The following is a 24,144-nucleotide window of genomic DNA, read 5'->3' on the forward strand; positions in this document are numbered from 1 at the left end:
TTATTTATAAGCGCTGGGGTCAATCACGCGCATCTCAGCTTCAATCCAACCTTCTACTTCTCGTTGAAGTTCTTCGGCTGACTTATTGGTTGAGCTAATCGCAGGCCCAATTGAAAAGATGACTGTGCCCGGTTCCTTGATAAAGCTATTTTTCGGCCAGCAACGACCGGCGTTGTGCGCAATTGGAATCACTAGTGCATCCGTAGCACTTGCAAGGCGTGCTCCACCCTTACGGTAAGGTTTAGTTGAGCCAATAGGGGTTCTAGTGCCTTCCGGGAAGAGCATGATCCATTTGCCTTCGCCCAAGCGTTTGCGGCCTTGGGTCGCTACAGAATGAGCTGCAGTCTGCTTATTAGAGCGATTAATGTGGATCATCTTCAGTAACGCCAAAGCCCAACCAAAAAAAGGAATCCAGAGAAGTTCACGCTTAAAGACAAAGCAAAGTTGTTTTGGCAGTAGTGCGATGTACGCAATAGTTTCGTAAGCGGACTGGTGCTTACTTAAGATGATGACCCGCTCATTGAGTACAGCCCGCATGTTTTCCATACCGCGGATTTCATAATGAATGCCGCACAATGGCTTTAATAGGGTGATAACGATTTTGTTCCAGAGCCCAATAAATGTGTAACGGTTTTCTGGACTTAGGAATGGAAAGGCTAGCATGCACAGCACTGACCAAATGGGCGTGAATATTACTAAAAATAAGGCAAAAAGGATGGAGCGAATCAATTTCACGATAGGTCTAAGCCTTATTTTCTAAAAGGGTGCTTGCAAAAGCCAGTAGATCAGCATGAATTTGTGTGTCCTCAGGTAAGCCACCTTTTGCAAGCGTTTTTTCACCCTTGCCAGTGAGCACTAAGTGAGGTGAGGCTCCTAAGGCTACTCCAGCTTGGAGGTCACGTAAAGAGTCCCCCACTATAGGAACGCCTGTCAGTGGTTTGATGCTATCTATTCTCTTGTAGCGCAATGCAATTTCTTTCATCATGCCTGGTGCCGGTTTACGGCAATCGCATTGATGTGAATCTTGATGAGGGCAAAAGAAGATGCTGTCAATATGGCCGCCCAATGGCTTTAGCAGAGTCTCCATTTTGCTATGCATGGCATGTAACTCATTGATTGTGAAGCAGCCCCTGGAAAGGCCTGACTGATTCGTTGCTAAGGCAATTTGATAGCCCGCTTGATTGAGTAAGGCTATCGCTTCTAAGCTTCCTGGAAGGGGAATCCATTCATCTACTGACTTCACATAATCATCGCGATCTTCATTGATCACGCCATCGCGATCAAGAATGACTAATTTAGTAGAGCTGGTGCTCATGCTAATTTGCCGAGATCGGCAACGAGATTCATTTTCTGGTGAAGTTGTTGCAGGAGAGCAAGGCGGTTATCGCGTAGCTCAGGATTGGGGTCCATGACCATCACATCGGCAAAGAATTGATCAATTGGCTCGCTCAAAGCAACAAGCGCTCTTAAGAGTTCAACAAATTGGCGTTTTTCATAAGCAGCATTGATGGCGGGAGTCACTGCTTCCAATGCTTTGTGTAGTATTGCCTCTGCTGGAATTTGCAGTAATTTTTCTGAGCAGGCGGTAGGAATAGCGGTAGTAGTTTTCTTCAGAATATTGCTGATACGCTTATTGGCGGCCGCGAGTTGAGCGGCTTCTGCCAGAGCATTAAATTCACGCAAGGCAGTCAAGCGCTCGATCAAATCATTAATTTGTGCTGGGTCTTGACTCAGGACAGCATCAATTTCTGCGCTAGTAAATGCTTTGCCGGCAACCGATTGGTCGCGTAAATAGGCGCGTAAGCGATCAATAATGAAGGCGTAGATATCGGCAGCTTTTGCTTTTTCTTGTACATCCGCTTGGGGAAACTGAGCACGAGCTAATTCAATTAATTCAGGCAAATTGAGCGAAAGATTCTTTTCTAAGAGTAAACGGCAAATACCTAAGGCATGACGACGTAGGGCATACGGGTCTTTATCACCAGTAGGGGCAAGTCCAACACCCCAAATGCCAACCAGTGTCTCTAATTTGTCGGCGATGGCTAAGATCGTGCCAGTTTGGGTTTGCGGCAAAGTATCGCCTGCAAAGCGCGGCATATAGTGTTCGCTGCAAGCGCTAGCAACATCCGCATTCTCACCATCATGGTTGGCGTAATAACGCCCCATGATTCCTTGCAACTCCGGAAACTCACCAACCATATCAGTCAGTAAATCTGTTTTAGCAATTTCTGCGGCACGGGAAGCCAGCTTTTCATCGGCACCTAATTTTTTAGCGATACCTATAGCCAATCCTTGAACGCGCTTGGTGCGATCCAGTTGATTGCCTAGTTGATTGTGATAAACCACCTTACCAAGATCTGCCACGCGAGAGGCTAATGGGCGCTTTTGATCTTGCTGGAAGAAGAAGCGAGCATCGGATAAGCGTGGACGTACAACACGCTCATTGCCTGAGATGATGGCCTCTGGCTTGTTTGTTTCGATATTAGAAGCAATCAAGAAGCGATTACGTAATTTGCCCTGCTTATCTGTTAACGCAAAGTACTTTTGATTGGTTTGCATTGTCAGAATTAAGCATTCTTGAGGCACTTCTAAGAACTCTTGATCAAAATGGCATTCATAGATGGCCGGCCACTCAACAAGGGCTGTTACTTCATCTAGAAGGCTATCTGGCATCAATACCAAGTCATCGCCAGCTGCTTTTAATAGGGCGGTCTCGATTTGTGAGCGACGCTGATTAAAGCTGGGAATAATCTTGGCTTTTGATTGGAGCTCAGTCTCGTATTGGTCTGCATTCGAAATAGTGATGAGACCAGGCGCTAGGAAACGATGTCCTTCGGTTTGATTCGCCGCATCAATACCTAAAGCACTGATGTTTAAAGTAGTAGCACCATGTAGCGCAATGATGCGGTGGGCGGGGCGAGCAAATTGCACGTCGGCCAATCGACCATCTTTCCGCAGTACTTGGTAGTGCATCATTTTTGCAATGGGCAGCTTGCTTAATGTTTGCTCAAGCGCGGCTTGCGCAGTTTGCTCAAGTGCAGCACCTTTAGCAATGACATTGAGGTACAGCGCTTCATTCTTACCCTCACCTGCTTTTTCTAAAGTGGCGAGATCAATGTCTCCGTACCCAAGAGCACCTAATTTTTTGAGTAGTGGTGGGGTTGCTTTACCTTCAGCGTCAAATGCAATGCTGGTAGGTAATAATTTTTCCCGCACAGGGTAGTCGGGAGCTTGATCAAGAACATTGGTGACTTGAACAGCTAAACGGCGTGGTGTGGCGAAGCCAGTTGCTTTAGATGCATCAGATGCTAGACCGGCTGTTTTGAGTGCTGCAAAGATGCCTTCGCTAAACGCATCGCCCAAGCGACGCAGAGTTTTAGGTGGCAGTTCTTCGGTAAATACCTCGATCAATAAAGTCGCTGATTGAGGTTTTGAATTAGGTGTGCTCATAAATGGAAGGCAAAAATCTCGATGTGCTTAAGCCTGAGCTTTAGCTTGACGTTGACACATTGGGAAACCCAGTTTTTCTCTAGACTCAAAGTAGGCTTGAGCCACTGCGCGAGAAAGATTGCGAATACGTCCTATATAGGCTGCGCGTTCGGTGACCGAGATGGCGCCACGAGCATCCAGTAAGTTAAATGTGTGCGCAGCTTTCAGAACCATTTCGTAAGCAGGTAGCGCTAGTGGTACTTCCATTAAACGCTTGGCTTCACTCTCGTAGTTTGTAAAGTTAGCAAAGAGTAAATCTGCATTAGAGTGTTCAAAGTTGTAACAAGACTGCTCCACTTCATTCTGGTGATACACATCACCATAAGAGATGCCATCAGCCCACACTAAGTCGTAGACGTTAGAGCAGTTCTGGATATACATTGCTAAACGTTCGATGCCGTAAGTGATTTCACCAAGAACTGGTTTGCAATCTAGACCACCTACTTGCTGGAAGTAAGTGAACTGCGTTACTTCCATACCATTGAGCCAAACCTCCCAGCCAAGACCCCATGCTCCTAGTGTTGGGTTTTCCCAATCGTCTTCTACAAAGCGAACATCATTCTCTTTAAGGTCTAAACCTAAAGCGGCAAGAGATCCCAAGTAAAGGTCGAGAATGTTTTCAGGCGCTGGTTTGAGGACTACTTGATATTGATAGTAGTGTTGCAAGCGATTTGGGTTCTCGCCATAACGACCATCTTTAGGTCGGCGGGATGGCTGAACGTAAGCTGCTTTCCAAGGCTCTGGACCAATGGCGCGCAAGAAGGTCGCAGTGTGCGATGTACCGGCACCAACCTCGAGGTCGATAGGTTGCAATAGGGCACAACCTTGTTGGTCCCAATAATCTTGAAGTTTGAGAATGATTTGCTGAAAAGTAAGCATGATTAACCTGGCTAAGCCTTTGATTTTACATGGCTAGAGCACTCGAGAGTTAAAAATGCTTAAAAACGTCTACGCTGAATCAGACCCCAGAGCAGCAGTAGGCAAGAAATACCCAAAATCGGCAAATTACCCCAAATGACATAAGGCGTTTTTCCAGAATAGGCCTGGACCTGGGTGCTAAGGGTTGTTTGGGCAAACTCCGGGAGTGCTTTGAGTACTTTGCCATCAGGACCAAGAACCGCAGTAATCCCTGTGTTGGTGGCACGCAAGGCAGGAAGCCCAGTTTCTAGTGAGCGCAGCTGTGAAAGCCTAAGTTGTTGAGTGGATGCTTGGGATTCACCAAACCAGGCCAGATTGGTCATATTGATGAGTAGGTTTACTGGCTTATCGCTGTGTTGAATACGAGAGGCAAGCTCACTGCCAAAGACATCTTCATAGCAAATCGTGATTGCCGCATGAATGTCTTCTTGATCCTTGCGCACAATCGTAAAAGGAGATTGGTCTAGTTTTCCTCTTGCAAAGTCACTCATGGGTACATGAAAGGCTTTGACGAACCACTGAAAGCCTGGGGGAATAAATTCTCCAAATGGGACGAGGTGGGCTTTATCGTATTGATAGGGCAATGCATTCGGTGACAGTCCAGTGGCGCGATTCGAGTACTGCATGCCGTCTTCCCCTGGCACTTCGCCGATTAATCCAAGCAGAATGTTGCTACTACTTTTATTGGAAAAATCTTGTAAGTAATTCAATAGACCAATCGGTAAGTTAGGCAGCGGCCATGGAAACGCAGTCTCAGGAATGATGATGAGGTTAGCCGCCTCTTTAGTAATTTCTCCGGCATAGAAATCAATTTGCTTGCTAATAGCCTGTGGATTAAATTTCAGACTTTGTTCAAAGTTACCCTGAATTAAGCGAACGCTAATCGGTTCTCCAACTGGCTTCGTAAAGGTAAAAAAACCAGCGCATTGAGAAATCCCAATAACCGTCAAGATAAGTAGCATGCTGGAAACGACATGCTTGCGAGCTTGGTAAATTTCCCAGGAAGTCCAGATTGCTAAAAAGGTACACGCTAGTCCGCCAAAGAAGGGGGCGACAGGTGCGAAAGGTCCATTGAACTGGGTTTCAGCAAAGCCCATCCAAGGAAATCCAGTAAAGATATAGCCCCGTAGAAATTCCGCAAGAACCCAACTCGCTGCCAACAGCAGACCAAATAAGCGATTCTTTTTAAACAGTGGAATAGCCAGTGTTGCCAATGAGAAATACAGTGCTACATAAGCCGAAAGTAAAAATACGCCCATGCAAGCAAGTGGTGCACTCATTCCACCAACATCATGGAGACTGATATAAAGCCACCATAGACCCACTACAAAATAAGCAATGCCAAATGAGAGGCCTAAGAGAAATTGTTTTTTGAAGGAGGTAGACCGCTGATCATCAAGGCGCCACCAGAGAAGACTGAGAACGGGGATCTGAAGCCAACCGCCATAAGGTAGTTCAGCAATAGCGGCAAGTGTCGCCCCCAATACAAACAAAATACAAACAGAAAAGATTTTGCTGCTCATGCGTGAATGATTGGAGTACTGATCAAACAATGTGAATCTCAGTCTGATTTTTTATTGGATTGTCGTGCAAGCAGAATATGAATTTGTCTTGGGTCGGCGCGCTGCACTTCAAATTCAATACTACCAATTTCGATAAGCTCACCCATTTTGGGGACGCGGCCTAAATGCTGAATCACCAGGCCTGCTACCGTCTCAATATCTTCCACTTCAAAGTGAGTACCAAGTCTCTCATTGAATTGTTCAAGCTCGGTAATGCCTTTAACACGAATGTCGCCATTATCTAAGGCGATAAGGTTGTCGGCCTCTTCATCGACGTCATGTTCATCCTCAATGTCGCCAACGATCTGCTCGAGCACATCTTCAATGGTAATGATGCCGGCAACGCCACTATATTCATCAACTACGATGGCCAAATGATTGCGGTTGTCTTTGAAGTCTCGCAATAAGACGCTGAGACGTTTGGATTCTGGAATAAAGACCGCTGGGCGCAACCAATCCCGCACCTGAAAATCTTTTTCTGTAGCGTGACGCAATAAGTCTTTCGCTAACAAAATACCAATAACGTTATCTCGGCCGCCTTCGAACACAGGAAAGCGTGAGTGAGCCGCTTCAATAACGCTCTTAATGATTTCAGGGAGAGGTTGACCAATATCGATCCAGTCAATTTGGGCGCGGGGTACAAGGATGTCGCGGGCACATAACTGCCCTACTTGAAAAACACCCTCAATCATCGAGAGGGCATCCGCATCAATTAATCCCTCAGCTTGAGCTTCTCGAAGAGTATCAATCAGTTCTTGACGGCGTTCACTGGGTTCCGTTGGCTGCGGAGTTAAAAAATCAGCCAAGCGATCTAAAAGGGATTTATTGGGGTCAGGCATATAGCAAGAATAGCGTAGAAATATGGCAAATTAAGAATAGGGGTTGGCAAAGCCCAATTTTTGGAGAATGTGGATTTCCAGGAGCTCCATTTTTTTAGCATCGCGGCTTACCTCGTGATCGTGGCCTTGAGCATGAAGGCAGCCGTGCACAATTAAATGGGCCAAATGGGCTTTTAGTAATTTACCTTGCTCTTTAGCCTCTCTTTGAAGTACTGGGAGGCAAAAAATAATATCTGCCACTAAGTTATTTTTTGAAAGCTCATAAGGAAAAGTTAAAACATTGGTCGCGTAGTCTTTTTGACGAAAAGCCAAGTTCAGCTTTTTACCTTCCGCAGCATTGACAAAGCGAAGGGTGATCAAGCCACTAAGAGCTGTGGCACTTTTCACCCATTTCTTAATTAGGCTTGAGGAAGCTGCTTGTTTTACAGCAGACTCAATCGCCGGGCTGGCGTATTGCAGATCAATTGTTAGCTTGGGGGAATTGCTTTTGCTATTAGTTAACATGGGCTTCTACTAACTCACCTCTAAGGGTGTAGTTAAGGACTTCCGTAATGCGAATGTCTACGAATTGACCAATGAGACTTTCAATATCTTGATCGGGTGCTGTGAAATGAATGATGCGATTATTTTCAGCACGACCCTGTAAGTTGACGCCATCCTTAGCAAGACCCTCAATCAATACTCTTTCAGTATTGCCCAACATTTTTTGGCTAATTTGGTTTGCCTGTCCTTCAACTAATGCCAATAAAGTTTGGAGGCGCTTGAGTTTTACTTCGTAAGGTGTGTCATCGTGAAGATTTGCCGCAGGAGTTCCTGGGCGTGGGCTAAAGATAAAACAAAAGCTGTTATCAAAGTTCAGTTCCTTAACCATTTTGAGCAACTTCTCAAAGTCGGCTTCAGTTTCTCCAGGGAAGCCCACAATGAAATCACTCGACAGTGTCAAGTCGGGGCGAACAGCGCGCATCTTGCGAATAATGCTCTTGAACTCTAGGGCTGTATAGCCGCGCTTCATCGCTGAGAGCATGGAATCCGAACCATGTTGTACAGGCAGATGCAGGTGGCTAACAAGCTTAGGTACTTTGGCGTAGACGTCGATGAGTCGTTGTGTAAATTCTTTAGGATGGCTAGTAGTAAAGCGAATTCGCTCAACTCCAGGAATTTCAGCGATGTATTCAATCAATAGAGCAAAGTCAGCGATCTCTTCAGTGTCACCCATCCTGCCAAGATAAGCGTTTACGTTTTGACCAAGCAGAACAATTTCTTTGACGCCTTTGCTAGCAAGGCCAGCGACTTCTGTCAGTACATCATCAAATGGTCTTGAGACTTCTTCGCCTCGGGTATAGGGCACAACACAGTAGCTGCAATACTTAGAGCAGCCTTCCATGATGGAGACATAGGCAGAACCACGAGTTTGGCGAGACGCAGGAAGATGATCAAACTTTTCAATCTCAGGAAAAGAAATATCTACTTGAGAGATGCCAGTTTTGCGACGCTGTGCAATGAGATCAGATAAGCGATGGAGTGTTTGAGGTCCAAACACAACATCAACGTAAGGAGCGCGGCTAACAATTTGTTGGCCTTCTTGACTTGCTACGCAGCCGCCAACACCAATGAGTAAGTCGGGCTTCGTTTTTTTGAGTTCACGTAGCCGTCCCAAATCTGAGAAGACTTTGTCTTCCGCTTTTTCGCGAATGGAGCAGGTGTTGAGAAGAACCACGTCGGCATCTTCGGGGCGATCCGTCATGACCATGCCTTCGTCGGCATGCAGGAGGTCTGCCATTTTTCCCGAGTCGTACTCGTTCATTTGACAGCCAAAGGTTTTGATATAGAGCTTTTTCATGGGCCGTTCTCAGGTTTATAGCTGGGGGCGAAGCTCAGATTTTACCGCCTAAGACCCAAGTTGTTCTTATATGAGCCTGTAGGCCAAAATTGCCACGATGGTGGGTGGAATGGCTGCAATCAATAAATACAGTGCTGAAACAGTATGTCCAGGAAAGTGGCCACGCAAGATCGCAATACCTGCTGGGTTAGGGGCATTGGCAATAACGGTGAGGCCACCACCAGCAACCGCTCCACCCACTAATGCCAGTTTGAACTCCGGTGAGGTGCCGGTTACTAATGATCCTAAATAGGTGAGTGCCGCATTGTCGGTGAAAGCAGTCAGAACAAGACTGCCATAAAAGACTGCAGTAGGGCTCATCATTTCGAGAATAGGTTGCAGCCACCATCCTTGTAATGCACCCAATACTACTAAACCGCCCAAGAAGAATCCCACCAAGAGGGCTTCTTTCAGAATGAGAGGGCTTTGATGTTTTGGGTATGCCGTGGTGTAACCAATAAAGAAGAGCAGAATCCACGTGAAAATAATTGGATCATGCGCAAAGAAAACCACTCCAAATAAAAAAATCAGGTGCGTCAAAATGACTGCTAAAGGAATTTTGGCTTCCTTTTTGTCAGCATTAGGTTCAATTAATTGGCGATGAAATAAAAGAGTTGCTGCCAGAGCGTTGATGAAGATTACTATGCAAGACTCTAGACCAAAGTTACTAAACATGAATGCTGAACTCCATCCCCAAGTGGAGGCCACCATCAGAACGGGTGGAGCAGCAAAGTTAGTGAGAGTGCCCCCAATGGAAATGTTCACAAAGAGTACGCCAAGAGTGCCAAACAGAAGCGCTTTAGAGCATTGGTGACGATAAACTAAATCGCGCAATAAAAAAGCAGCCAGAGTCATCGCTGCGGGCTCAGTAATCAGGGAGCCAAGGAGTGGTGTGGCCCCTAGGGTTAAAAAATATAAGGCAGGAGCACTTCTGATGCGAAATAGGTATTGCAGGCCGTTAGCTAAAGCATGCAAAATTTGAGTAGAAAAATACAGAATAGGTTTTGTGCCGGCAACAATCATGATGGCAAAGACAAAGAGTGGTTCTGTGAAATTGCGTTTATTGAGAAAGTGCTTTGCAGTCTCTAAGTCGTCATAGAAGGAAATGAAAATAACTAATATGGCAGCCCAAAAGCCAAAGACAATTTCTACTTCGCCAAGAAGATGCCAAAGGCCAGCATGCCGAGGAGATTTTTTAGCAATCGATTCAAAATAGCCTGTGCAAAAGGTGTGTAAAACAGCGATTGCAAAAATAATGCTCGCACCAAGTTCTGTGGGGGTAAAGTTCATAGCAGAATGGTAGCAGGTGCTTGATGAAACTAAGACATTGTTAATTTAGGAGATTTTGGTGAAATTAAAGATTGGGTATCAAGAGCTCATTCAAGAGGCAATGGCTGAAATTGAGACTCTTTCCGTAGAAAAAGCATCGGATTTATTGGCGGACACAAATGTGGTGTTTGTAGATATACGGGATATTCGTGAATTAGAGCGAGAGGGCATGATTCCAAATGCGCTACATGCCCCCAGGGGAATGTTGGAGTTTTGGGTTGACCCTGATAGCCCTTATTACAAGCCAATCTTTGGGGAAGGCAAGAGATTGGTATTGTATTGCGCCTCAGCTTGGCGTTCGGCCTTAGCAACACAAACTCTCCAGAGAATGGGTGTGCCCAATATATGTCACTTAGAAGGCGGCTTTACTGCTTGGAGGAAGGCGCAATTACCTGTTGCAGAAAAAACGAGTAAATCCCATTCGGGTTAAATTTAGGCTTGATGATTTATGTGTATTAATAATTTTTTAGGATTTTTATGAGAAAAGTAGTTTCACAGTTTGGCCAAGGCCCTCTTCAGCAGAAATTAACTGCTGGTGATTTACATTTTTTGTCTGATGCTGAGGTTTCTAAAGGTGGCTCTGATACTGGCCCAAGTCCTCACGAATATCTTGGCGCTGCTTTGGCGGCCTGCACCTCAATGACTTTAAAGATGTACGCTGGGCGCAAAGAAATCAAATTAGACAATGCAATTGTGACTGTCGATATTGAGAGGCATGATGATGTTGAAACATTCTCCCGTGACATTCAGTTACAAGGCAATTTGAGCGCTGAAGAAAAAGAGCGCTTACTTGAGATTGCACATAAATGTCCAATTCATAAAGCATTGGCAGGGCAGATTCAAATAAAAACCCAGCTAGTAAATTAATACGAGCTGGGTTGGTATTGCTGAACTCGGGCCTCAAAAGGCCTGGGTATTCTGCTTAAGTGGGCCTATTAGTTAGGTGCCTGAGCTGGCTGATTATTTTTACCAGCGTTATAGCCAGAGTTGTAATTAGCGGCTTCATTTTTCTTGTAAGCATCATAGACATAGCCAGATGCTGCACCAACTGCTGCACCACCAACTGCACCCCAGATAGGATTGCCGTGGAAAATTGCAGTGCCAACAGCGCCAGCTGCTGCGCCAATACCTGCGCCTGAAAGTGTACGTTGCTCTGTATTGCTCATGTTTGAGCAACCAGCGATTGCTAAAGTTGCTGCGGTAATTGCGATAATTTTTTTCATCTCAACTGATCCTTTAAATGGGTATTAGTTTGTCTAAGTTACTTAGATTATTTTCTGGCGCAAGGGAAGCGTGAGGCTAAGAAGCCCAAGAAAACGCCTGCCGCTGGTTTGTCTGCAACTTGTGGAGTGCTGTTTGCAAACTTCACAAAATCACCAATGACTTCATCACGAGCTGGAGCAGGTTGCTTAACGCAAATAAATGGCTTTGCACGTTGTGGGTGACGAGTTGCTAAATAGGTTTCATAAACAGAGGTAGTAAAGCCAATACAGAAACTACGGGATTCTGGGCTTGCAGGAAGTTTGCAAACATTCGCGAGTTCTTGAGTACTTAATACCTTGATAGTTTCTTGTGCTTGAGCAAGACCTGAAAATGCAGCTAAAGCGGCCAATGCGATGAGGATTTTTTTCATGGGTTCTCCCTTGGGTGTATGTAAAAACGATGATAAACCATACAAATTCCTATATGTGCACTAAATAAGTGCACTATGCCCTTTTTTGGGCTTTTTCAGTCCCCATAATGATGCAAAAATAAGAGGGGGAAATTGCATGGAAACTTTGAAATCTGGAAGTGATGCTTTATTTATCTTGCTTGGCGCCATCATGGTTCTTGCCATGCATGCAGGCTTTGCGTTCTTGGAGTTGGGAACGGTTCGGAAGAAAAACCAAGTTAATGCCTTAGTCAAAATCTTGGTGGACTTTTCAGTCTCAACGATTGCCTATTTCTTTATTGGCTACAGCATTGCTTATGGCGTGAACTTTTTCTCTGGGGCGGAGTTACTAGCGGAAAAGAATGGCTACGAGTTGGTCAAATTTTTCTTTTTACTAACTTTTGCTGCTGCGATCCCCGCAATTATTTCTGGTGGCATTGCAGAGCGCGCTAAATTTAATCCACAACTAGTGGCTACTTTTATATTGGTGGGTTTTGTCTACCCTTTCTTTGAAGGTATTGCTTGGAATCAACATTACGGCATTCAGGCTTGGATCAAAGGGTTTACTGGTGAAGAGTTTCATGATTTTGCTGGATCGGTAGTGGTTCATGCGGTAGGTGGCTGGATTGCACTGCCTGCTGTCATTTTGTTAGGCGCACGTCGTGGTCGCTATACAAAAGAAGGTCAAATCTCTGCTCATCCACCATCAAGCATTCCTTTCTTGGCCTTGGGTGCGTGGATCTTGGCAGTTGGTTGGTTTGGTTTTAATGTGATGAGTGCACAAACGATCGACAAGATCAGCGGTTTGGTTGCGATGAACTCATTGATGGCTATGGTTGGTGGAACATTGGCTGCTTGGGTGGTGGGTCGTAACGATCCTGGCTTTACCTACAACGGGCCACTTGCTGGTTTGGTTGCAGTGTGCGCAGGGTCAGACTTAATGCATCCTCTCGGCGCTTTATTTGTTGGCTTAGTTGCCGGTGCATTGTTTGTATATATGTTTACCTTGGTTCAAAACCGCTGGAAGATTGATGATGTTCTCGGTGTTTGGCCTTTGCATGGCTTATGCGGTCTTTGGGGCGGATTAGCTGCCGGTATCTTCGGAACCAAAGCTTTAGGCGGAATTGGTGGCGTGACTTTTACTGGTCAGCTGATTGGTAGCGCCTTGGGTGTTGGCATTGCATTGCTTGGTGGCTTTGTTGTCTATGGCACCCTGAAAGCAGTCTTGGGTATTCGCATGTCTCAAGAAGAAGAATTTGAAGGTGCGGATTTAAGTGTGCACCGCATTTCTTCTACGCCTGATCGCGAGCCAAACTGGTAATTTTCTTTTAGTGCAGAGTCGTTCATCTATAGCCCGATTCATACTTATAATGAATCATGGCTATATTTGAACTAGACGGAAATGCCCCTCATCTAGCTGAGGGTGCTTGGGTTGCCGATAGCGCAGAAGTGATCGGCAAGGTTGAACTTCATCAAGATGCGAGCATCTGGCCCAAAGTCGTTATCCGTGGCGATAACGACCTCATTCAAATCGGCGCAGGCAGTAATGTGCAAGATGCTTCTGTTTTGCATACCGATCCAGGCTACCCACTCATCATTGGCAAGCATGTCACTGTTGGTCATCAAGTGATGTTGCATGGTTGCAATATCGGAGACGGTAGTTTGATTGGCATTGGCGCAGTTATTTTGAATGGCGCAAAGATTGGAAAAAACTGTCTCGTTGGTGCGGGTGCACTCGTTACTGAAGGGAAAGAATTTCCGGATGGCTCTATGATTTTGGGAACTCCTGCTAAGGCAGTAAAAGAGTTGACCCCGGAGCAGATTGCTGGCATCCACGATATCGCTGGCCGCTATGTCAAAAATGCCCAGCGTTATGTCAAGACCTTGAAGAAAATTTCTTAATCCCTTAACTATCAGTCGTTAAATATTTTGCTCTATGTATTTAATGTAGTTCTCCCAGTATTTCTACTCATCTTGATTGGGTATGTTGGTGGGCGTACTGGTAAGTTAGGAATCAACGCTTCAGTTGAGCTCAATCGTTTTGTGGTTTGGTTGGCATTGCCTGCGCAACTCTTTAACTTTGCCGCCAATAGTGGCTGGCAAACACTTTGGCAGCCTGGTTTCATCACTGCATTTTTTCTCAGTTGTTTAATTGTTTTTGTCTTGGTGCTCTTGGTGAGTTGGCTACGTCATCGTGATTTAGCGGCAGCTAGCTTTGATGGCCTGAGTGCTTCTTATTCAAATACGGGGTATATGGGCATTCCCTTATGTGCACTTGCCCTTGGTCAAGATGGTTTAGCGCCTGCGATTATTTCTACCTTTATTGTGTTTGTCATGTTTGCTTTAGCAACGGTCTTGATTGAGATTGGCATCTTGTCGCATAAGAAGCCGCATGAGATTGGGTTGAGCGTGATTAAATCACTTTGTACTAACCCCTTATTAATAGCTCCAGTTGCTGGTCTGTTGTGGGCCTCAAGCGATTTAACTTTATATGATCCCATCGCACAAGTGATTGCATTCTTAGCTGCCGCATCAACACCTTGTGCTCTCGTTTCCATCGGTTTATTTCTGATGCAAAAGAGTACTACCGCTCCTGCTCAGGCTTGGGGTATCAGTTTGGCAAAGCTGCTTCTGCAACCTTTGATTGCTTGGGTCATTGCGGGCCCCATCTTGGAGCTGCCGGCATTATGGGTGAGTGCCATCATCATACTCAGCGCGCTACCAACTGGTACGGGCCCCTTTATGTTGGCGCAATACTACAAAGCTGACGGTAGCGTGATTTCTAGGGTGGTATTAATTACTACCGTGAGTTCTTTGCTGACGCTCTCTTTATTTCTGTGGTGGAGCAACGGGGTTTAATCCTTCAGCATCAATTTGGTTTTCCCAAGAGGCGTCGATAAAAGCGGGCAATGTCATGCACTCATGAAAGATTCGCATCAGAGTGGGGTAGGGAGTGACATCTACTTTTGCGCTTAATGCGTTAAATAGCTGAGGTACTAAGCAGACATCAATCAAGCCGGGTTGGTCGCCATAGGAAAATCTCCCAACTCGTGGATCGAGACTTAATTGTTTCTCTACACTTTCGAGTCCCAGCTTGATCCAATGTCCATACCACTCATCTTTTGCTTCCGTATTGATGCCGAGTTTTTTGATGAGATAACGCAATACCCGTAAATTATTGATTGGATGAATATCGCTCGCAATATCCATTGCAATAGCACGCACCCATGCGCGATCAATCGCTAGTGTTGGTAGGAGTGATGGCTCAGATTGAATCTCTTCGAGGTACTCAATAATGGCCAAGGATTGATGAATACTTTTTTCGCCATCTTCCAGAAGAGGTACTAAGCGATTAGGATTTTTCTTGCCATATTCCTCGCCCAATTGATCTCCGCCATTTTTACCGAGATGAACGGGGATGATTTCGTAATCCATGGCCTTGAGATTGAGGGCAATGCGAACACGAAAAGCGGCAGAGCTACGCCAAAAGCTATACAGCTTGGGGGTCATATCAACACCTTATTTGCACTCATAGCTAACAGTATATTGAGGATGGTCATTCAAGTCTGCGCTCGGACAAAGTGCATTAGACTGGTTGTTATGGAAGACATTAATTTCTGGATTGGCATCATCGCAACCATGGCCTTTGCGGTAACAGGCGTCTTAGCTATTGCAGATCGTGGTGTAGACCTCTTCGGCGTCTTGGTGCTGGGTTTAATTACCGCAATTGGCGGCGGCACGATTCGCGACATCATTTTGGAAGCCCCTATTTTCTGGTCTGAGAATCAAATATATGTGTGGCTTGCGCTCGGCGCTAGCATCCTCACCTTCTTTGCAGAATCTTTCTTTACCCAGCCGCAAATTTATCGGTGGATGTTGTATATCGATGGTTTTGGTGCAGCTCTCTTTGCTATTCAGGGGGCTGATAAGGCGTGGAGCATGGGTTACGGTCTGCCTGTGGCGCCAGTCATCTTGGGTGTGATTACTGCCATTGGCGGTGGCTTATTGCGCGATGTCTTGGCTGGCAGAAAAACGCTCATCATGTCGCATGAGCTTTATGCCATTCCAGTGACTTTGGGTTGTTGCGCTTATGTCCTGGTCCTGAACTTCTTGCCTCACTATGTAGTCGAGGGTTCCGTGATTTGCATGCTTGGAATTTTTGGACTGCGCGCAGCTGCTATTTATTGGGATCTGCGCGTACCCAAAATGTTTATTACTAAAACGCGCTAATCCCTTATTTTTATGGCGTGGATTTATAGACTCACTATATAAGTGCGCCGATCTTGTATTAGACGCTGGGCTAGTGCATGTTGCTTAATTGCCGCCAGTTTCCCAATTTCTCGGGAAAACCCCGACCTTATTTGATGGGGAATTACCCTAACTAGTGGATTTCTTTGAATTTTTTCAAAGCATAATCGATTCGTTGTTTTTTATTTAATAAAAATAGTTAGGAGCTACTGATGTCAACATCAACTAAAGCAGCCCCAATGACCGCTGAAGAACGCAAAGTTATTTTTGCATCATCTTTAGGTACGGTTTTTGAGTGGTACGACTTTTATCTTTACGGTTCACTTGCGGCAATTATTGCTAAGCAATTCTTTTCTGGCCTAGATGCTGGCTCTGCCTTCATTTTCGCTTTGTTAGCGTTTGCTGCTGGTTTCATCGTGCGTCCATTTGGCGCGTTGGTGTTTGGTCGTCTAGGCGATTTGATTGGCCGTAAATACACCTTCTTGGTAACCATCTTATTGATGGGCGGCGCAACTTTCATCGTGGGTATTCTGCCTAACTATGCAACTATCGGTGTTGCTGCTCCAGTCATCTTGATCGCATTGCGTATGCTTCAAGGTTTGGCTTTGGGCGGTGAGTACGGTGGAGCTGCTACTTATGTTGCAGAACATGCTCCTCATGGTCGTCGTGGTGCATACACAGCTTGGATTCAGACAACAGCTACTCTTGGCTTGTTTCTCTCCTTGCTCGTGATTTTGTTCACACGTGAATTCACTGGTCCAGACTTTGACGTTTGGGGCTGGCGTGTTCCTTTCATCGTTTCTATCGCATTGTTGGCGGTTTCTGTATGGATTCGTTTGTCCATGAATGAATCTCCAGCTTTCAAGAAGATGAAAGAAGAAGGCAAATTGTCTAAAGCGCCTTTGTCCGAGTCATTCGGTCAATGGAAGAACTTGAAGATTGTGATCTTGGCATTGTTTGGTCTGGTTGCAGGTCAAGCGGTGGTTTGGTACACAGGCCAGTTCTACGCTTTGTTCTACCTCACACAAGTGTTGAAAGTAGATGCTAAGACAGCAAACTTGTTGATTGCAGCTTCATTGGTAATCGGCACACCATTCTTTGTGATCTTCGGTAGCTTGTCTGACAAGATTGGCCGTAAAGTGATCATCATGGGTGGTTTGTTATTGGCTGTAATTACTTACATCCCTAACACCCCAGTTTCCGTGTTCAATGCTTTGACACACTTTGCTAACCCAGCGTTGGAAAAGGCAATGGCAACTTCACCAGCAACCATTACTGCTGACGTGAATGAATGTACATTCCAGTTCAACCCAACGGGTACTGCTAAGTTCACTAGTTCTTGCGATATTGCAAAACAAGTGATGGCTGCTAACTCTGCTAGCTACAGCACCATTCCTGGCCCTGCAGGTGGTTTGGCTGTTGTGAAGATTGGCGATACAGAAATCACTGGTTACACACCAAAAGGTATGGACCCAGCAGATGCAAAAGCTAAAGATGCTGAGTTCAAAAAGCAAATTCGTGAAGCGTTGAATGCTGCTGGCTATCCAGCTAAAGCTGACCCAGCTGGCATTAACTATGTTGCGGTGTTGCTCTTGCTGGTGTACTTGGTACTCTTGGTAACCATGGTTTATGGTCCAATTGCTGCGATGTTAGTTGAGATGTTCCCAACTCGCATTCGCTACACCTCTATGTCCTTGCCATACCACATTGGTAACGGTTGGTTCGGTGGCTTGTTGCCAACGATCTCCTTCGCCTTGGTAGCGCAAAACGGTAACATTTACTACGGTCTCTGGTACCCAATCATCATCGCTGCGATGACATTGGTAATCGGTACGCTGTTTGTACGTGAAACTAAAGACGTAGATATCTACGCACGTGACTAAGCGGATTGACTAAGATTCTTTAGTCTGCATCAAATAAGAAACCCGATCAGAAATGGTCGGGTTTTTTTATTCCCACAAATCTTTTTGATTGCGGTTGTTTAAGAGTTTTTGATTTTGCTGGGCGATAGAAGTTTCTCTTGCCCCAGGGATTAAAGTAATTTCGGCACCAGCCGCAAGAACTCCAGTTTTGATAACGCGTAAATACCAACCACTAAAGCCGGACTGCAGCATGGCCTTGCTTGCACCCTTGTAACCAACGGCAGCGTTGAATTTGAAACAAGGCTCACGTAGTTTGACGACAGAGAATTCTAACCCTCCCATTTGTAGTCGATCCCCAACAAATACTTCTGTTTCTAGTAGGCCTTCGATTGTGAAGTTCTCGCCAATGGCACCGTGTTGTAAATCAACTGGCTGTTTGGTTTCTCTAGTAAGCAGTTCATTCCAGAAAATATAGTGCTCTGCTGGATAAACGTAAATTGCTTTTTCTAACCCGCCGTGTACTGAGAGGTCAGCTTGCTCATCGCCTTTAACGCCAAGCATAGTAATTTCAACTGGAGCAGGATTTTCTAAATCACTGACTACCTTCTTGCGAATAGCTGAGGCAACGGATTTATAGTTAGGGTGGTGATTGCCAAATAAAGGAGCTACTTTGCCGGTGGATATCGAAAGAAGTCTCATGAGATGAATGGGGGCTAAAGAGATGTTTATTAGTAACGGCAGCGTGCGTCACTTTTGTACTTGGTGAAATACACAATGAGATCAGCTTCAGACTTATATTGGGTGTAATAAATCACCGCACGGGCATCGCTTTTGTATTTCGTATAGAACCAAACGCCAGGCCCGTTATCGCTGGAGTATTGGGTGTCATATACAATGCAGTTTGCTTCTGATTGGTACTTTGTGACAAAGACTTTGGCATTCGCCTCTGATGGGTAATTAGTAACGAAGATCTGCGCTGCCGAGGCACAAAGTGGGATGCCAAGACTCAGCGCCAGCGAGATGAAAAGACGCAAGAGGAATGGATTTATCATTTGGGAATATTACGCCTTCTGCTTTTTGTGTGCAGCTTGGGCTAATATCAATGCATGATGAATTTCTCTCAACAGAAAATGATTCCCACGCTTAGTCGCTTGGCTCTAATAGTTTTTGCTGCCATGGTCAGCCAGGGTGTATACGCCAAGTGGGATGAAGAGCGTGACATGACTACCAATGGCAAAGAGGAGTTGGTCTACTACTTCAAGACTAATGAGCAGGGTCAAAAGCTCGTCTTAGATAAATATGTAAAGCGCCTGATTTTTATTCGTCCCGATAAGTTTTATAAGCGCTCAATCAAGCAAATTAAGATTGATGGGGTGGTGGTAGACGTCAATAGCGACCCTTTTTCGCATTACCCTGAACAAACCGCGATTGTGTTTGAGAATAAGGATGAAGTGCTTAAAAAGCTCTTTTTAGCTAAGAAAATCGAATTTAATGTCCTTTATGGCCGAGATGAGGCCGTCAGCACCTTTCAGATTAAATAGGGATTTGAGTACCTCCAGCGGCCATAGGGTTGGATTGGTTTAGACAGATGCATTCCGATCATTTACAATAGCGAGTTCGGCGAATTAGCTCAGCTGGTTAGAGCGACGGAATCATAATCCGCAGGTCCGGGGTTCAAATCCCTGATTCGCCACCAAATCTAAAGGCCATTGCCCCTCGGCAGTGGCCTTTTTCTTAGGTTGCTTGGTATATGGCTAAATTTTGGAATTTTGTTATTTTCCAGCTTGGTTGGTTTGCCTGTGTTCTCGGCGCAGCCAATAAGGATGTGCTTTGGGCGGTGGTTGCTACCCTAGCCTACATTGCTTTCCACGCCTGGCGTTCACCTTCTCCCAAAACAGAAATCAGTCTTTTATTGAAAGCCTTTGTCTTTGGTTTGGCGGCCGATACCCTCATCATGCATTTGGGCTATCTGGATTTTCGGGATGATTGGCCGTCACCCTATTTGTCACCCCTCTGGATGTGGGTTTTGTGGGTTTTGGTAGCCACCACCATTAATGGCTCCTTGACTTGGTTGCGCGGCAGACCTGTTTTAGGGGCTGTTTTAGGAGGTATTGCTGGGCCAATGTCCTATGAGGCTGGTATTCGGATGGGGGCTGGATCCTGGGTTCCTGGTACTGAAATCACTGGATTTATCCTGGTAGGAGTGGTCTGGGCGGTCGCTATACCCCTATTTTTCTATTGGGACCGAGTTAATCAAGTGCAGCCTAGTCAAAAATCCGTAAATTCAGTTTAAAAGACGCTTGCAAAGACCACTGTTTTTATATACAGTAACTCCTAAGTTGTTACACAGTAGATAAAACTTCGGGAAAAAGCCCAGTACATAGCGAAAAGGGAATCAAACATGGCCTTGGATAACAAAAAGCAATCAGCCTCTTCAGAATTTGAAGGAATGAGCGGAGACAAGCAAAAAGCATTAACGGCAGCACTGGCACAAATTGAGAAACAGTTTGGCAAAGGTTCAATCATGAGATTGGGCGATGCCGAAATTAGTCAAGACATTCAGGTGGTGTCTAGCGGTTCACTCGGATTAGATATCGCTCTTGGAGTTGGTGGTCTTGCACGTGGTCGCGTGATTGAAATCTACGGCCCAGAATCTTCTGGCAAAACGACTTTGACATTGCATGCGATTGCAGAAATGCAAAAGCTTGGCGGCACTTGCGCATTTATTGACGCAGAGCACGCTTTAGATGTGCAGTACGCATCACGTCTTGGTGTAGATGTAAATAATCTGTTGATCTCTCAACCAGATACTGGTGAGCAAGCTTTAGAAATTGCAGATGCATTGGTGCGTTCAGGTTCTATCGATTTGATCGTGATCGACTCTGTTGCCGCTTTGGTTCCAAGGGCTGAGATCGAAGGCGATATGGGTGACTCTTTACCAGGCTTGCAAGCGCGTTTGATGAGTCAGGCTTTGCGTAAGTTAACTGGCGCTATCAAGCGTACTAACACTACCGTGATCTTCATTAACCAAATTCGTATGAAGATTGGTGTGATGTTTGGTTCTCCAGAAACCACTACTGGTGGTAATGCGCTGAAGTTCTATGCTTCTATGCGTTTAGACATCCGCCGTATCGGTAGCATTAAAAAAGGCGATGAGGTTGTTGGTAATGAAACCCGTGTGAAGGTTGTGAAGAACAAAGTTTCTCCTCCATTCCGCGAAGCAATTTTTGACATCATGTACGGTGCTGGTATTTCTAGAGAAGGCGAAATTATTGATATGGGTGTTGAAGCTGACCTCGTTGAAAAGTCAGGTTCTTGGTATAGCTATAACGGTGATCGCATTGGTCAAGGTAAAGACAATGTGCGCGAGTTCTTAAAAGAGAACCCAGCCATTGCCAAAGATATCGAAGCAAGAATTCGCGAGAAATTAGGCGTTAAATCTGGTTCAGCAGTAGTAACCGACGTGCTGAGCGAGGAAGAGGAAGTCGAATAATTCGATGCAAGAGTTAAGTAGTAATCAGAAGGTTAAACAAAGCCCGAGTCTCAAAGCTCGGGCTTTGCGCCTTTTGTCGCAGCGGGAATACAGTCGCAAAGGCTTGGCCGCAAAATTGGCAGAATCAGAAGCGAGATGGGGCAAGTTAGGCGGTGATCAGGCCGAGCAAACACCTGAATCTAGGCATTCTCAGATTGAAGCCGTTTTGGACGACTTTGAGGCAAGAGGTTGGTTGTCTGATGAGCGTTTTGCTGAAGCGCTGATTCGCCGCCGCAGTGAGCGCTACGGGATGAGAAAGATTGCTGATGAGCTCGATAGGGCTGGAGTAGACGCCAAAAAGTCAGCCGCACTCCTTGGGGTCTTAAAAGAGACCGAGTTTCAGCGTGCCTTTGATCTCTGGACCAGAAAATACGGCGTACGCGCTCAGGACCAAAAGGAGCGAGCTAGACAGTATCGCTTCTTGGCATCGAAGGGTTTTGGCTCAGAAGTGGTGGCGAAAGTGATTGGCGGTCAAAGCCCGGATTAGGGCAATTACGGATCCGCAGAGGCTATTTGCGGCATTGCAGCATGCTAGACTTATGGAGTCGGTCAAGCCGTTCGCATTTATTCAAATTTGGCTAATTTAGCTATTTCTAGAGTAAGTATGGGAGCAAGGCAACATCGGTTTAACTAATCCTCATCGCTTGCTAAAAAAGATACCGTTTCGGAGTAATTATGAAAATTCACGAGTACCAAGGCAAAGAACTTCTTCGCCAATTTAATGTGCCAGTTCCTAACGGCATTCCTGCATTCAGTGTTGATGAGGCGGTGAAAGCTGCTGAAAAACTCGGCGGCCCAGTATGGGTTGTAAAAGCACAGATTCATGCTGGTGGTCGCGGTAAAGGCGGCGGTGTGAAGTTGGCAAGAAGCATGGATGAAGTAAAAAAATACGCTTCTGAAATTTTGGGCATGCAGCTCAAGACACATCAAACTGGACCGGAAGGTCAAAAAGTAAATCGCCTCCTGATTGAAGATGGCGCTGACATTAAGAAAGAGTACTACTTCAGTATCGTTACAGACCGCGGAACGCAGAAGAATGTGATCATGGCTTCAAGCGAAGGCGGAATGGATATTGAGGAAGTGGCTGAATCTCACCCAGAAAAAATTATTAAAGTATTTGTTGATCCAATGGTTGGTTTGACAGATGCGGATTGCGACATCGTTGCTAAAGGTATTGGCGTTCCTGAAGCGTCCATCCCAATGGCTCGTGATGTATTTAAGAACTTGTACAAGACTTACTGGGATACCGATGCTTCATTGGTTGAAATCAACCCATTGATTCTTGAAGGTAACGGCAAGATCAAGGCTTTGGACGCGAAGTTCAACTTTGATCCAAACGCGTTGTTCCGTCATCCAGAAATCGTTGCTTACCGCGATATCGATGAAGAAGATGCTGCTGAAATCGAAGCCTCTAAATTTGACCTCGCTTACATCTCATTGGATGGCAATATCGGTTGTTTAGTGAACGGTGCAGGCTTGGCGATGGCTACTATGGACACTATTAAGTTGTTCGGTGGCGAGCCAGCAAACTTCTTGGACGTTGGTGGTGGTGCTACAGCAGAAAAAGTAACTGAAGCATTCAAGATCATGTTGAAGAACAAGAGTGTTGAAGCAATTTTGGTAAACATCTTCGGCGGCATTATGCGTTGCGACGTAATTGCTGACGGCGTTGTTACTGCATGTAAAGCAGTTAATCTCACAGTGCCTTTGGTTGTGCGTATGAAGGGTACAAACGAAGAGCTAGGCAAGAAGATTCTTGCAGGCTCTGGTTTGCCAATCATTAGCGCCGATTCAATGGCTGAAGCTGCTACCAAGGTAGTTGCTGCTGTTGCCAAAAACAAATAATCCAGGAATTTCAATATGTCTATTTTGATTAATAAAAACACCAAAGTCATTACACAAGGTATTACTGGTAAGACCGGTCAGTTCCATACTGAAAAATGTCAGGAATACGCAAACGGTAAAAACTGTTTTGTTGCTGGCGTGAATCCTAAAAAAGCGGGCGAGTCTATTTTCAATATTCCTATTTATGGAACTGTAAAAGAGGCTGCTCAGCAAACTGGTGCAACGACTTCCGTTATCTATGTTCCGCCTCCTGGTGCTGCTGCTGCGATTTGGGAAGCTGTTGAAGCTGACCTCGACTTTGTGATCTGTATTACCGAAGGCATTCCAGTGCGTGACATGCTTGAAGTGCGTAATAAGATGCATGCTAAAGAAGCTGCTGGCGGCAAGAAGACTTTATTGCTTGGCCCTAACTGCCCAGGCATCATCACTCCAGATGAACTGAAAATCGGCATCATGCCTGGCCATATTCATAAGAAAGGCCGTATTGGTGTTGTTAGCCGTTCCGGTACATTGACTTATGAAGCAGTTGGTCAGTTGACAGCTATTGGCTTAGGTCAGTCCACAGCGGTTGGTATTGGTGGCGACCCAATCAATGGCCTGAAGCATATCGACATCATGAGAATGTTCAATGAAGATCCAGAAACAGATGCAGTGATCATGATTGGTGAAATCGGCGGTCCAGACGAAGCAGAGGCTGCGCGCTGGTGCAAAGACAATATGAAGAAGCCAGTAGTTGGCTTTATTGCCGGCGTTACAGCGCCTCCAGGCAAGCGTATGGGTCACGCAGGTGCCTTGATTTCTGGTGGTGCGGATACTGCAGATGCCAAGCTTGCTGTAATGGAAGAGTGTGGCTTCAAAGTAACGAAGAACCCTTCTGAAATGGCTGCTTTACTAAAGGCAATGTTGTAATTAGTAATAAGGAAAAGGATGCTGATTAAACAGCATCCTTTTTTGTTGTATCGGTAGTTAAAACATAAAAATAAGGTAGGG

At 45.5% G+C, this 24,144-nt stretch carries 27 protein-coding genes and 1 tRNA gene; 14 read left to right on the top strand and 14 right to left on the bottom strand.

Annotated elements, in window-relative coordinates:
• The 9 genes from VC159_RS01770 to VC159_RS01810 all read right to left on the bottom strand — a co-directional run bounded on the left by VC159_RS01770 (window position 1) and on the right by VC159_RS01810 (window position 9,977).
• Window positions 1-735 carry a lysophospholipid acyltransferase family protein gene (locus tag VC159_RS01770; protein WP_323472521.1) on the bottom strand — a complete coding sequence of 245 codons (735 nt, stop codon included), beginning with the start codon at window positions 733-735 and terminating at the stop codon, window positions 1-3.
• Between the two features lie 7 nt (window positions 736-742).
• A complete protein-coding gene (gmhB, locus tag VC159_RS01775; protein WP_323472522.1) occupies window positions 743-1,315 on the bottom strand; it encodes a D-glycero-beta-D-manno-heptose 1,7-bisphosphate 7-phosphatase in 573 nt (190 codons plus the stop codon).
• Window positions 1,312-3,450, bottom strand: coding sequence for a glycine--tRNA ligase subunit beta (glyS, locus tag VC159_RS01780; RefSeq protein ID WP_323472523.1), 2,139 nt, complete (start codon window positions 3,448-3,450; stop codon window positions 1,312-1,314). Before glyS ends, gmhB begins: the two co-directional genes overlap by 4 nt.
• Before the next feature lie 27 nt (window positions 3,451-3,477).
• Window positions 3,478-4,368: a glycine--tRNA ligase subunit alpha gene (gene glyQ / locus VC159_RS01785; protein ID WP_215391637.1), complete on the bottom strand. Its 891-nt coding sequence runs from the start codon at window positions 4,366-4,368 to the stop codon at window positions 3,478-3,480.
• Between the two features lie 59 nt (window positions 4,369-4,427).
• On the bottom strand, window positions 4,428-5,930 hold the full coding sequence (gene lnt / locus VC159_RS01790; RefSeq protein WP_323472524.1) for an apolipoprotein N-acyltransferase: 1,503 nt from the start codon (window positions 5,928-5,930) through the stop codon (window positions 4,428-4,430).
• Between the two features lie 38 nt (window positions 5,931-5,968).
• On the bottom strand, window positions 5,969-6,808 hold the full coding sequence (locus VC159_RS01795; RefSeq protein ID WP_323472525.1) for an HlyC/CorC family transporter: 840 nt from the start codon (window positions 6,806-6,808) through the stop codon (window positions 5,969-5,971).
• 30 nt (window positions 6,809-6,838) lie between these two features.
• Window positions 6,839-7,312 (bottom strand): rRNA maturation RNase YbeY, encoded by a 474-nt coding sequence (gene ybeY / locus VC159_RS01800; RefSeq protein WP_323472526.1) that lies wholly within the window; start codon window positions 7,310-7,312, stop codon window positions 6,839-6,841.
• Entirely contained in the window at window positions 7,302-8,648 is a 1,347-nt protein-coding gene (gene miaB, locus VC159_RS01805; RefSeq protein ID WP_323472527.1) for a tRNA (N6-isopentenyl adenosine(37)-C2)-methylthiotransferase MiaB, read from the bottom strand. The genes ybeY and miaB overlap by 11 nt, the downstream gene beginning before the upstream one ends.
• A 66-nt stretch (window positions 8,649-8,714) precedes the next feature.
• Window positions 8,715-9,977 carry a putative Na+/H+ antiporter gene (locus tag VC159_RS01810; RefSeq protein WP_323472528.1) on the bottom strand — a complete coding sequence of 421 codons (1,263 nt, stop codon included), beginning with the start codon at window positions 9,975-9,977 and terminating at the stop codon, window positions 8,715-8,717.
• A 58-nt stretch (window positions 9,978-10,035) separates the two neighbouring features.
• On the opposite strand from VC159_RS01810, the gene VC159_RS01815 reads away from it, so the two are divergent.
• Entirely contained in the window at window positions 10,036-10,446 is a 411-nt protein-coding gene (locus VC159_RS01815; protein ID WP_323472529.1) for a rhodanese-like domain-containing protein, read from the top strand.
• Window positions 10,447-10,493: 47 nt separating this feature from the next.
• A complete protein-coding gene (locus VC159_RS01820; RefSeq protein WP_323472530.1) occupies window positions 10,494-10,883 on the top strand; it encodes an OsmC family protein in 390 nt (129 codons plus the stop codon).
• A 68-nt stretch (window positions 10,884-10,951) separates the two neighbouring features.
• Here the strand turns inward: VC159_RS01820 and VC159_RS01825 are convergent, their stop codons facing one another.
• Together VC159_RS01825 and VC159_RS01830 are read right to left on the bottom strand one after the other, a co-directional pair.
• Window positions 10,952-11,239, bottom strand: coding sequence for a glycine zipper domain-containing protein (locus VC159_RS01825; protein WP_215358625.1), 288 nt, complete (start codon window positions 11,237-11,239; stop codon window positions 10,952-10,954).
• A gap of 47 nt (window positions 11,240-11,286) precedes the next feature.
• Complete coding sequence (locus VC159_RS01830; protein WP_215358624.1) at window positions 11,287-11,649, bottom strand: Rap1a/Tai family immunity protein; 363 nt, start codon at window positions 11,647-11,649, stop codon at window positions 11,287-11,289.
• A 136-nt stretch (window positions 11,650-11,785) separates the two neighbouring features.
• Between VC159_RS01830 and VC159_RS01835 the strand changes: the two genes are divergently transcribed.
• The 3 genes from VC159_RS01835 to VC159_RS01845 are packed head-to-tail and all read left to right on the top strand — an operon-like array spanning window position 11,786 to window position 14,526.
• Window positions 11,786-12,988, top strand: coding sequence for an ammonium transporter (locus VC159_RS01835; protein WP_323472531.1), 1,203 nt, complete (start codon window positions 11,786-11,788; stop codon window positions 12,986-12,988).
• A gap of 56 nt (window positions 12,989-13,044) precedes the next feature.
• On the top strand, window positions 13,045-13,569 hold the full coding sequence (locus VC159_RS01840; protein WP_323472532.1) for a gamma carbonic anhydrase family protein: 525 nt from the start codon (window positions 13,045-13,047) through the stop codon (window positions 13,567-13,569).
• A gap of 27 nt (window positions 13,570-13,596) precedes the next feature.
• The gene (locus VC159_RS01845) at window positions 13,597-14,526 is read left to right on the top strand and encodes an AEC family transporter (protein ID WP_215358621.1); all 930 of its coding nucleotides are present in this window, start codon (window positions 13,597-13,599) and stop codon (window positions 14,524-14,526) included.
• On the opposite strand, the gene maiA is transcribed toward VC159_RS01845, so the two are convergent.
• The gene (gene maiA / locus VC159_RS01850; protein ID WP_215358620.1) at window positions 14,497-15,177 is read right to left on the bottom strand and encodes a maleylacetoacetate isomerase; all 681 of its coding nucleotides are present in this window, start codon (window positions 15,175-15,177) and stop codon (window positions 14,497-14,499) included. The two genes, VC159_RS01845 and maiA, sit on opposite strands and share 30 nt — an antisense overlap.
• A 90-nt stretch (window positions 15,178-15,267) precedes the next feature.
• Here maiA and VC159_RS01855 point away from each other — a divergent pair, with 90 nt between their 5' ends.
• A complete protein-coding gene (locus tag VC159_RS01855) occupies window positions 15,268-15,897 on the top strand; it encodes a trimeric intracellular cation channel family protein (RefSeq protein ID WP_323472533.1) in 630 nt (209 codons plus the stop codon).
• Between the two features lie 230 nt (window positions 15,898-16,127).
• Complete coding sequence (locus VC159_RS01860; protein WP_323472534.1) at window positions 16,128-17,798, top strand: MFS transporter; 1,671 nt, start codon at window positions 16,128-16,130, stop codon at window positions 17,796-17,798.
• A gap of 66 nt (window positions 17,799-17,864) precedes the next feature.
• Here VC159_RS01860 and VC159_RS01865 read toward each other — a convergent pair whose 3' ends face one another.
• Together VC159_RS01865 and VC159_RS01870 are read right to left on the bottom strand one after the other, a co-directional pair.
• The gene (locus VC159_RS01865) at window positions 17,865-18,476 is read right to left on the bottom strand and encodes an MOSC domain-containing protein (protein ID WP_323472535.1); all 612 of its coding nucleotides are present in this window, start codon (window positions 18,474-18,476) and stop codon (window positions 17,865-17,867) included.
• Window positions 18,477-18,505: 29 nt separating this feature from the next.
• Entirely contained in the window at window positions 18,506-18,829 is a 324-nt protein-coding gene (locus tag VC159_RS01870; protein ID WP_323472536.1) for a DUF6150 family protein, read from the bottom strand.
• A gap of 54 nt (window positions 18,830-18,883) precedes the next feature.
• Here VC159_RS01870 and VC159_RS01875 point away from each other — a divergent pair, with 54 nt between their 5' ends.
• The 7 genes from VC159_RS01875 to sucD all read left to right on the top strand — a co-directional run bounded on the left by VC159_RS01875 (window position 18,884) and on the right by sucD (window position 24,063).
• Window positions 18,884-19,318 carry a hypothetical protein gene (locus VC159_RS01875; RefSeq protein WP_323472537.1) on the top strand — a complete coding sequence of 145 codons (435 nt, stop codon included), beginning with the start codon at window positions 18,884-18,886 and terminating at the stop codon, window positions 19,316-19,318.
• 78 nt (window positions 19,319-19,396) lie between these two features.
• A tRNA-Met gene (locus VC159_RS01880) sits at window positions 19,397-19,473 on the top strand.
• Window positions 19,474-19,527: 54 nt separating this feature from the next.
• Window positions 19,528-20,070, top strand: coding sequence for a DUF2878 domain-containing protein (locus tag VC159_RS01885; RefSeq protein WP_323472538.1), 543 nt, complete (start codon window positions 19,528-19,530; stop codon window positions 20,068-20,070).
• A gap of 114 nt (window positions 20,071-20,184) precedes the next feature.
• Window positions 20,185-21,270 (top strand): recombinase RecA, encoded by a 1,086-nt coding sequence (gene recA, locus VC159_RS01890; protein WP_370623815.1) that lies wholly within the window; start codon window positions 20,185-20,187, stop codon window positions 21,268-21,270.
• Between the two features lie 4 nt (window positions 21,271-21,274).
• Window positions 21,275-21,796, top strand: a complete 522-nt coding sequence (gene recX, locus VC159_RS01895; RefSeq protein WP_323472539.1) for a recombination regulator RecX — start codon at window positions 21,275-21,277, stop codon at window positions 21,794-21,796.
• A 188-nt stretch (window positions 21,797-21,984) separates the two neighbouring features.
• Window positions 21,985-23,154, top strand: a complete 1,170-nt coding sequence (sucC, locus tag VC159_RS01900; RefSeq protein ID WP_323472540.1) for an ADP-forming succinate--CoA ligase subunit beta — start codon at window positions 21,985-21,987, stop codon at window positions 23,152-23,154.
• Between the two features lie 15 nt (window positions 23,155-23,169).
• The gene (gene sucD / locus VC159_RS01905) at window positions 23,170-24,063 is read left to right on the top strand and encodes a succinate--CoA ligase subunit alpha (protein ID WP_072582760.1); all 894 of its coding nucleotides are present in this window, start codon (window positions 23,170-23,172) and stop codon (window positions 24,061-24,063) included.
• Window positions 24,064-24,144: the final 81 nt, after the last annotated feature.

The sequence above is a fragment of the Polynucleobacter sp. JS-JIR-II-c23 genome (assembly GCF_035011225.1).
Lineage (GTDB): Bacteria > Pseudomonadota > Gammaproteobacteria > Burkholderiales > Burkholderiaceae > Polynucleobacter.

What these genes read in the sequence shown, in the direction of transcription:
- glyQ (WP_215391637.1), bottom strand. Translation starts at nt 4,368, where the DNA reads ATGCTTACTTTTCAGCAAATCATTCTCAAACTTCAAGATTATTGGGAC.
- VC159_RS01795 (WP_323472525.1), bottom strand. Translation starts at nt 6,808, where the DNA reads ATGCCTGACCCCAATAAATCCCTTTTAGATCGCTTGGCTGATTTTTTA.
- VC159_RS01855 (WP_323472533.1), top strand. Translation starts at nt 15,268, where the DNA reads ATGGAAGACATTAATTTCTGGATTGGCATCATCGCAACCATGGCCTTT.
- miaB (WP_323472527.1), bottom strand. Translation starts at nt 8,648, where the DNA reads ATGAAAAAGCTCTATATCAAAACCTTTGGCTGTCAAATGAACGAGTAC.
- VC159_RS01810 (WP_323472528.1), bottom strand. Translation starts at nt 9,977, where the DNA reads ATGAACTTTACCCCCACAGAACTTGGTGCGAGCATTATTTTTGCAATC.
- maiA (WP_215358620.1), bottom strand. Translation starts at nt 15,177, where the DNA reads ATGACCCCCAAGCTGTATAGCTTTTGGCGTAGCTCTGCCGCTTTTCGT.
- VC159_RS01830 (WP_215358624.1), bottom strand. Translation starts at nt 11,649, where the DNA reads ATGAAAAAAATCCTCATCGCATTGGCCGCTTTAGCTGCATTTTCAGGT.
- VC159_RS01820 (WP_323472530.1), top strand. Translation starts at nt 10,494, where the DNA reads ATGAGAAAAGTAGTTTCACAGTTTGGCCAAGGCCCTCTTCAGCAGAAA.
- VC159_RS01825 (WP_215358625.1), bottom strand. Translation starts at nt 11,239, where the DNA reads ATGAAAAAAATTATCGCAATTACCGCAGCAACTTTAGCAATCGCTGGT.
- VC159_RS01875 (WP_323472537.1), top strand. Translation starts at nt 18,884, where the DNA reads ATGATGAATTTCTCTCAACAGAAAATGATTCCCACGCTTAGTCGCTTG.
- VC159_RS01885 (WP_323472538.1), top strand. Translation starts at nt 19,528, where the DNA reads ATGGCTAAATTTTGGAATTTTGTTATTTTCCAGCTTGGTTGGTTTGCC.
- sucC (WP_323472540.1), top strand. Translation starts at nt 21,985, where the DNA reads ATGAAAATTCACGAGTACCAAGGCAAAGAACTTCTTCGCCAATTTAAT.
- glyS (WP_323472523.1), bottom strand. Translation starts at nt 3,450, where the DNA reads ATGAGCACACCTAATTCAAAACCTCAATCAGCGACTTTATTGATCGAG.
- VC159_RS01865 (WP_323472535.1), bottom strand. Translation starts at nt 18,476, where the DNA reads ATGAGACTTCTTTCGATATCCACCGGCAAAGTAGCTCCTTTATTTGGC.
- lnt (WP_323472524.1), bottom strand. Translation starts at nt 5,930, where the DNA reads ATGAGCAGCAAAATCTTTTCTGTTTGTATTTTGTTTGTATTGGGGGCG.
- ybeY (WP_323472526.1), bottom strand. Translation starts at nt 7,312, where the DNA reads ATGTTAACTAATAGCAAAAGCAATTCCCCCAAGCTAACAATTGATCTG.
- gmhB (WP_323472522.1), bottom strand. Translation starts at nt 1,315, where the DNA reads ATGAGCACCAGCTCTACTAAATTAGTCATTCTTGATCGCGATGGCGTG.
- sucD (WP_072582760.1), top strand. Translation starts at nt 23,170, where the DNA reads ATGTCTATTTTGATTAATAAAAACACCAAAGTCATTACACAAGGTATT.
- recX (WP_323472539.1), top strand. Translation starts at nt 21,275, where the DNA reads ATGCAAGAGTTAAGTAGTAATCAGAAGGTTAAACAAAGCCCGAGTCTC.
- VC159_RS01860 (WP_323472534.1), top strand. Translation starts at nt 16,128, where the DNA reads ATGTCAACATCAACTAAAGCAGCCCCAATGACCGCTGAAGAACGCAAA.
- VC159_RS01835 (WP_323472531.1), top strand. Translation starts at nt 11,786, where the DNA reads ATGGAAACTTTGAAATCTGGAAGTGATGCTTTATTTATCTTGCTTGGC.
- VC159_RS01870 (WP_323472536.1), bottom strand. Translation starts at nt 18,829, where the DNA reads ATGATAAATCCATTCCTCTTGCGTCTTTTCATCTCGCTGGCGCTGAGT.
- VC159_RS01840 (WP_323472532.1), top strand. Translation starts at nt 13,045, where the DNA reads ATGGCTATATTTGAACTAGACGGAAATGCCCCTCATCTAGCTGAGGGT.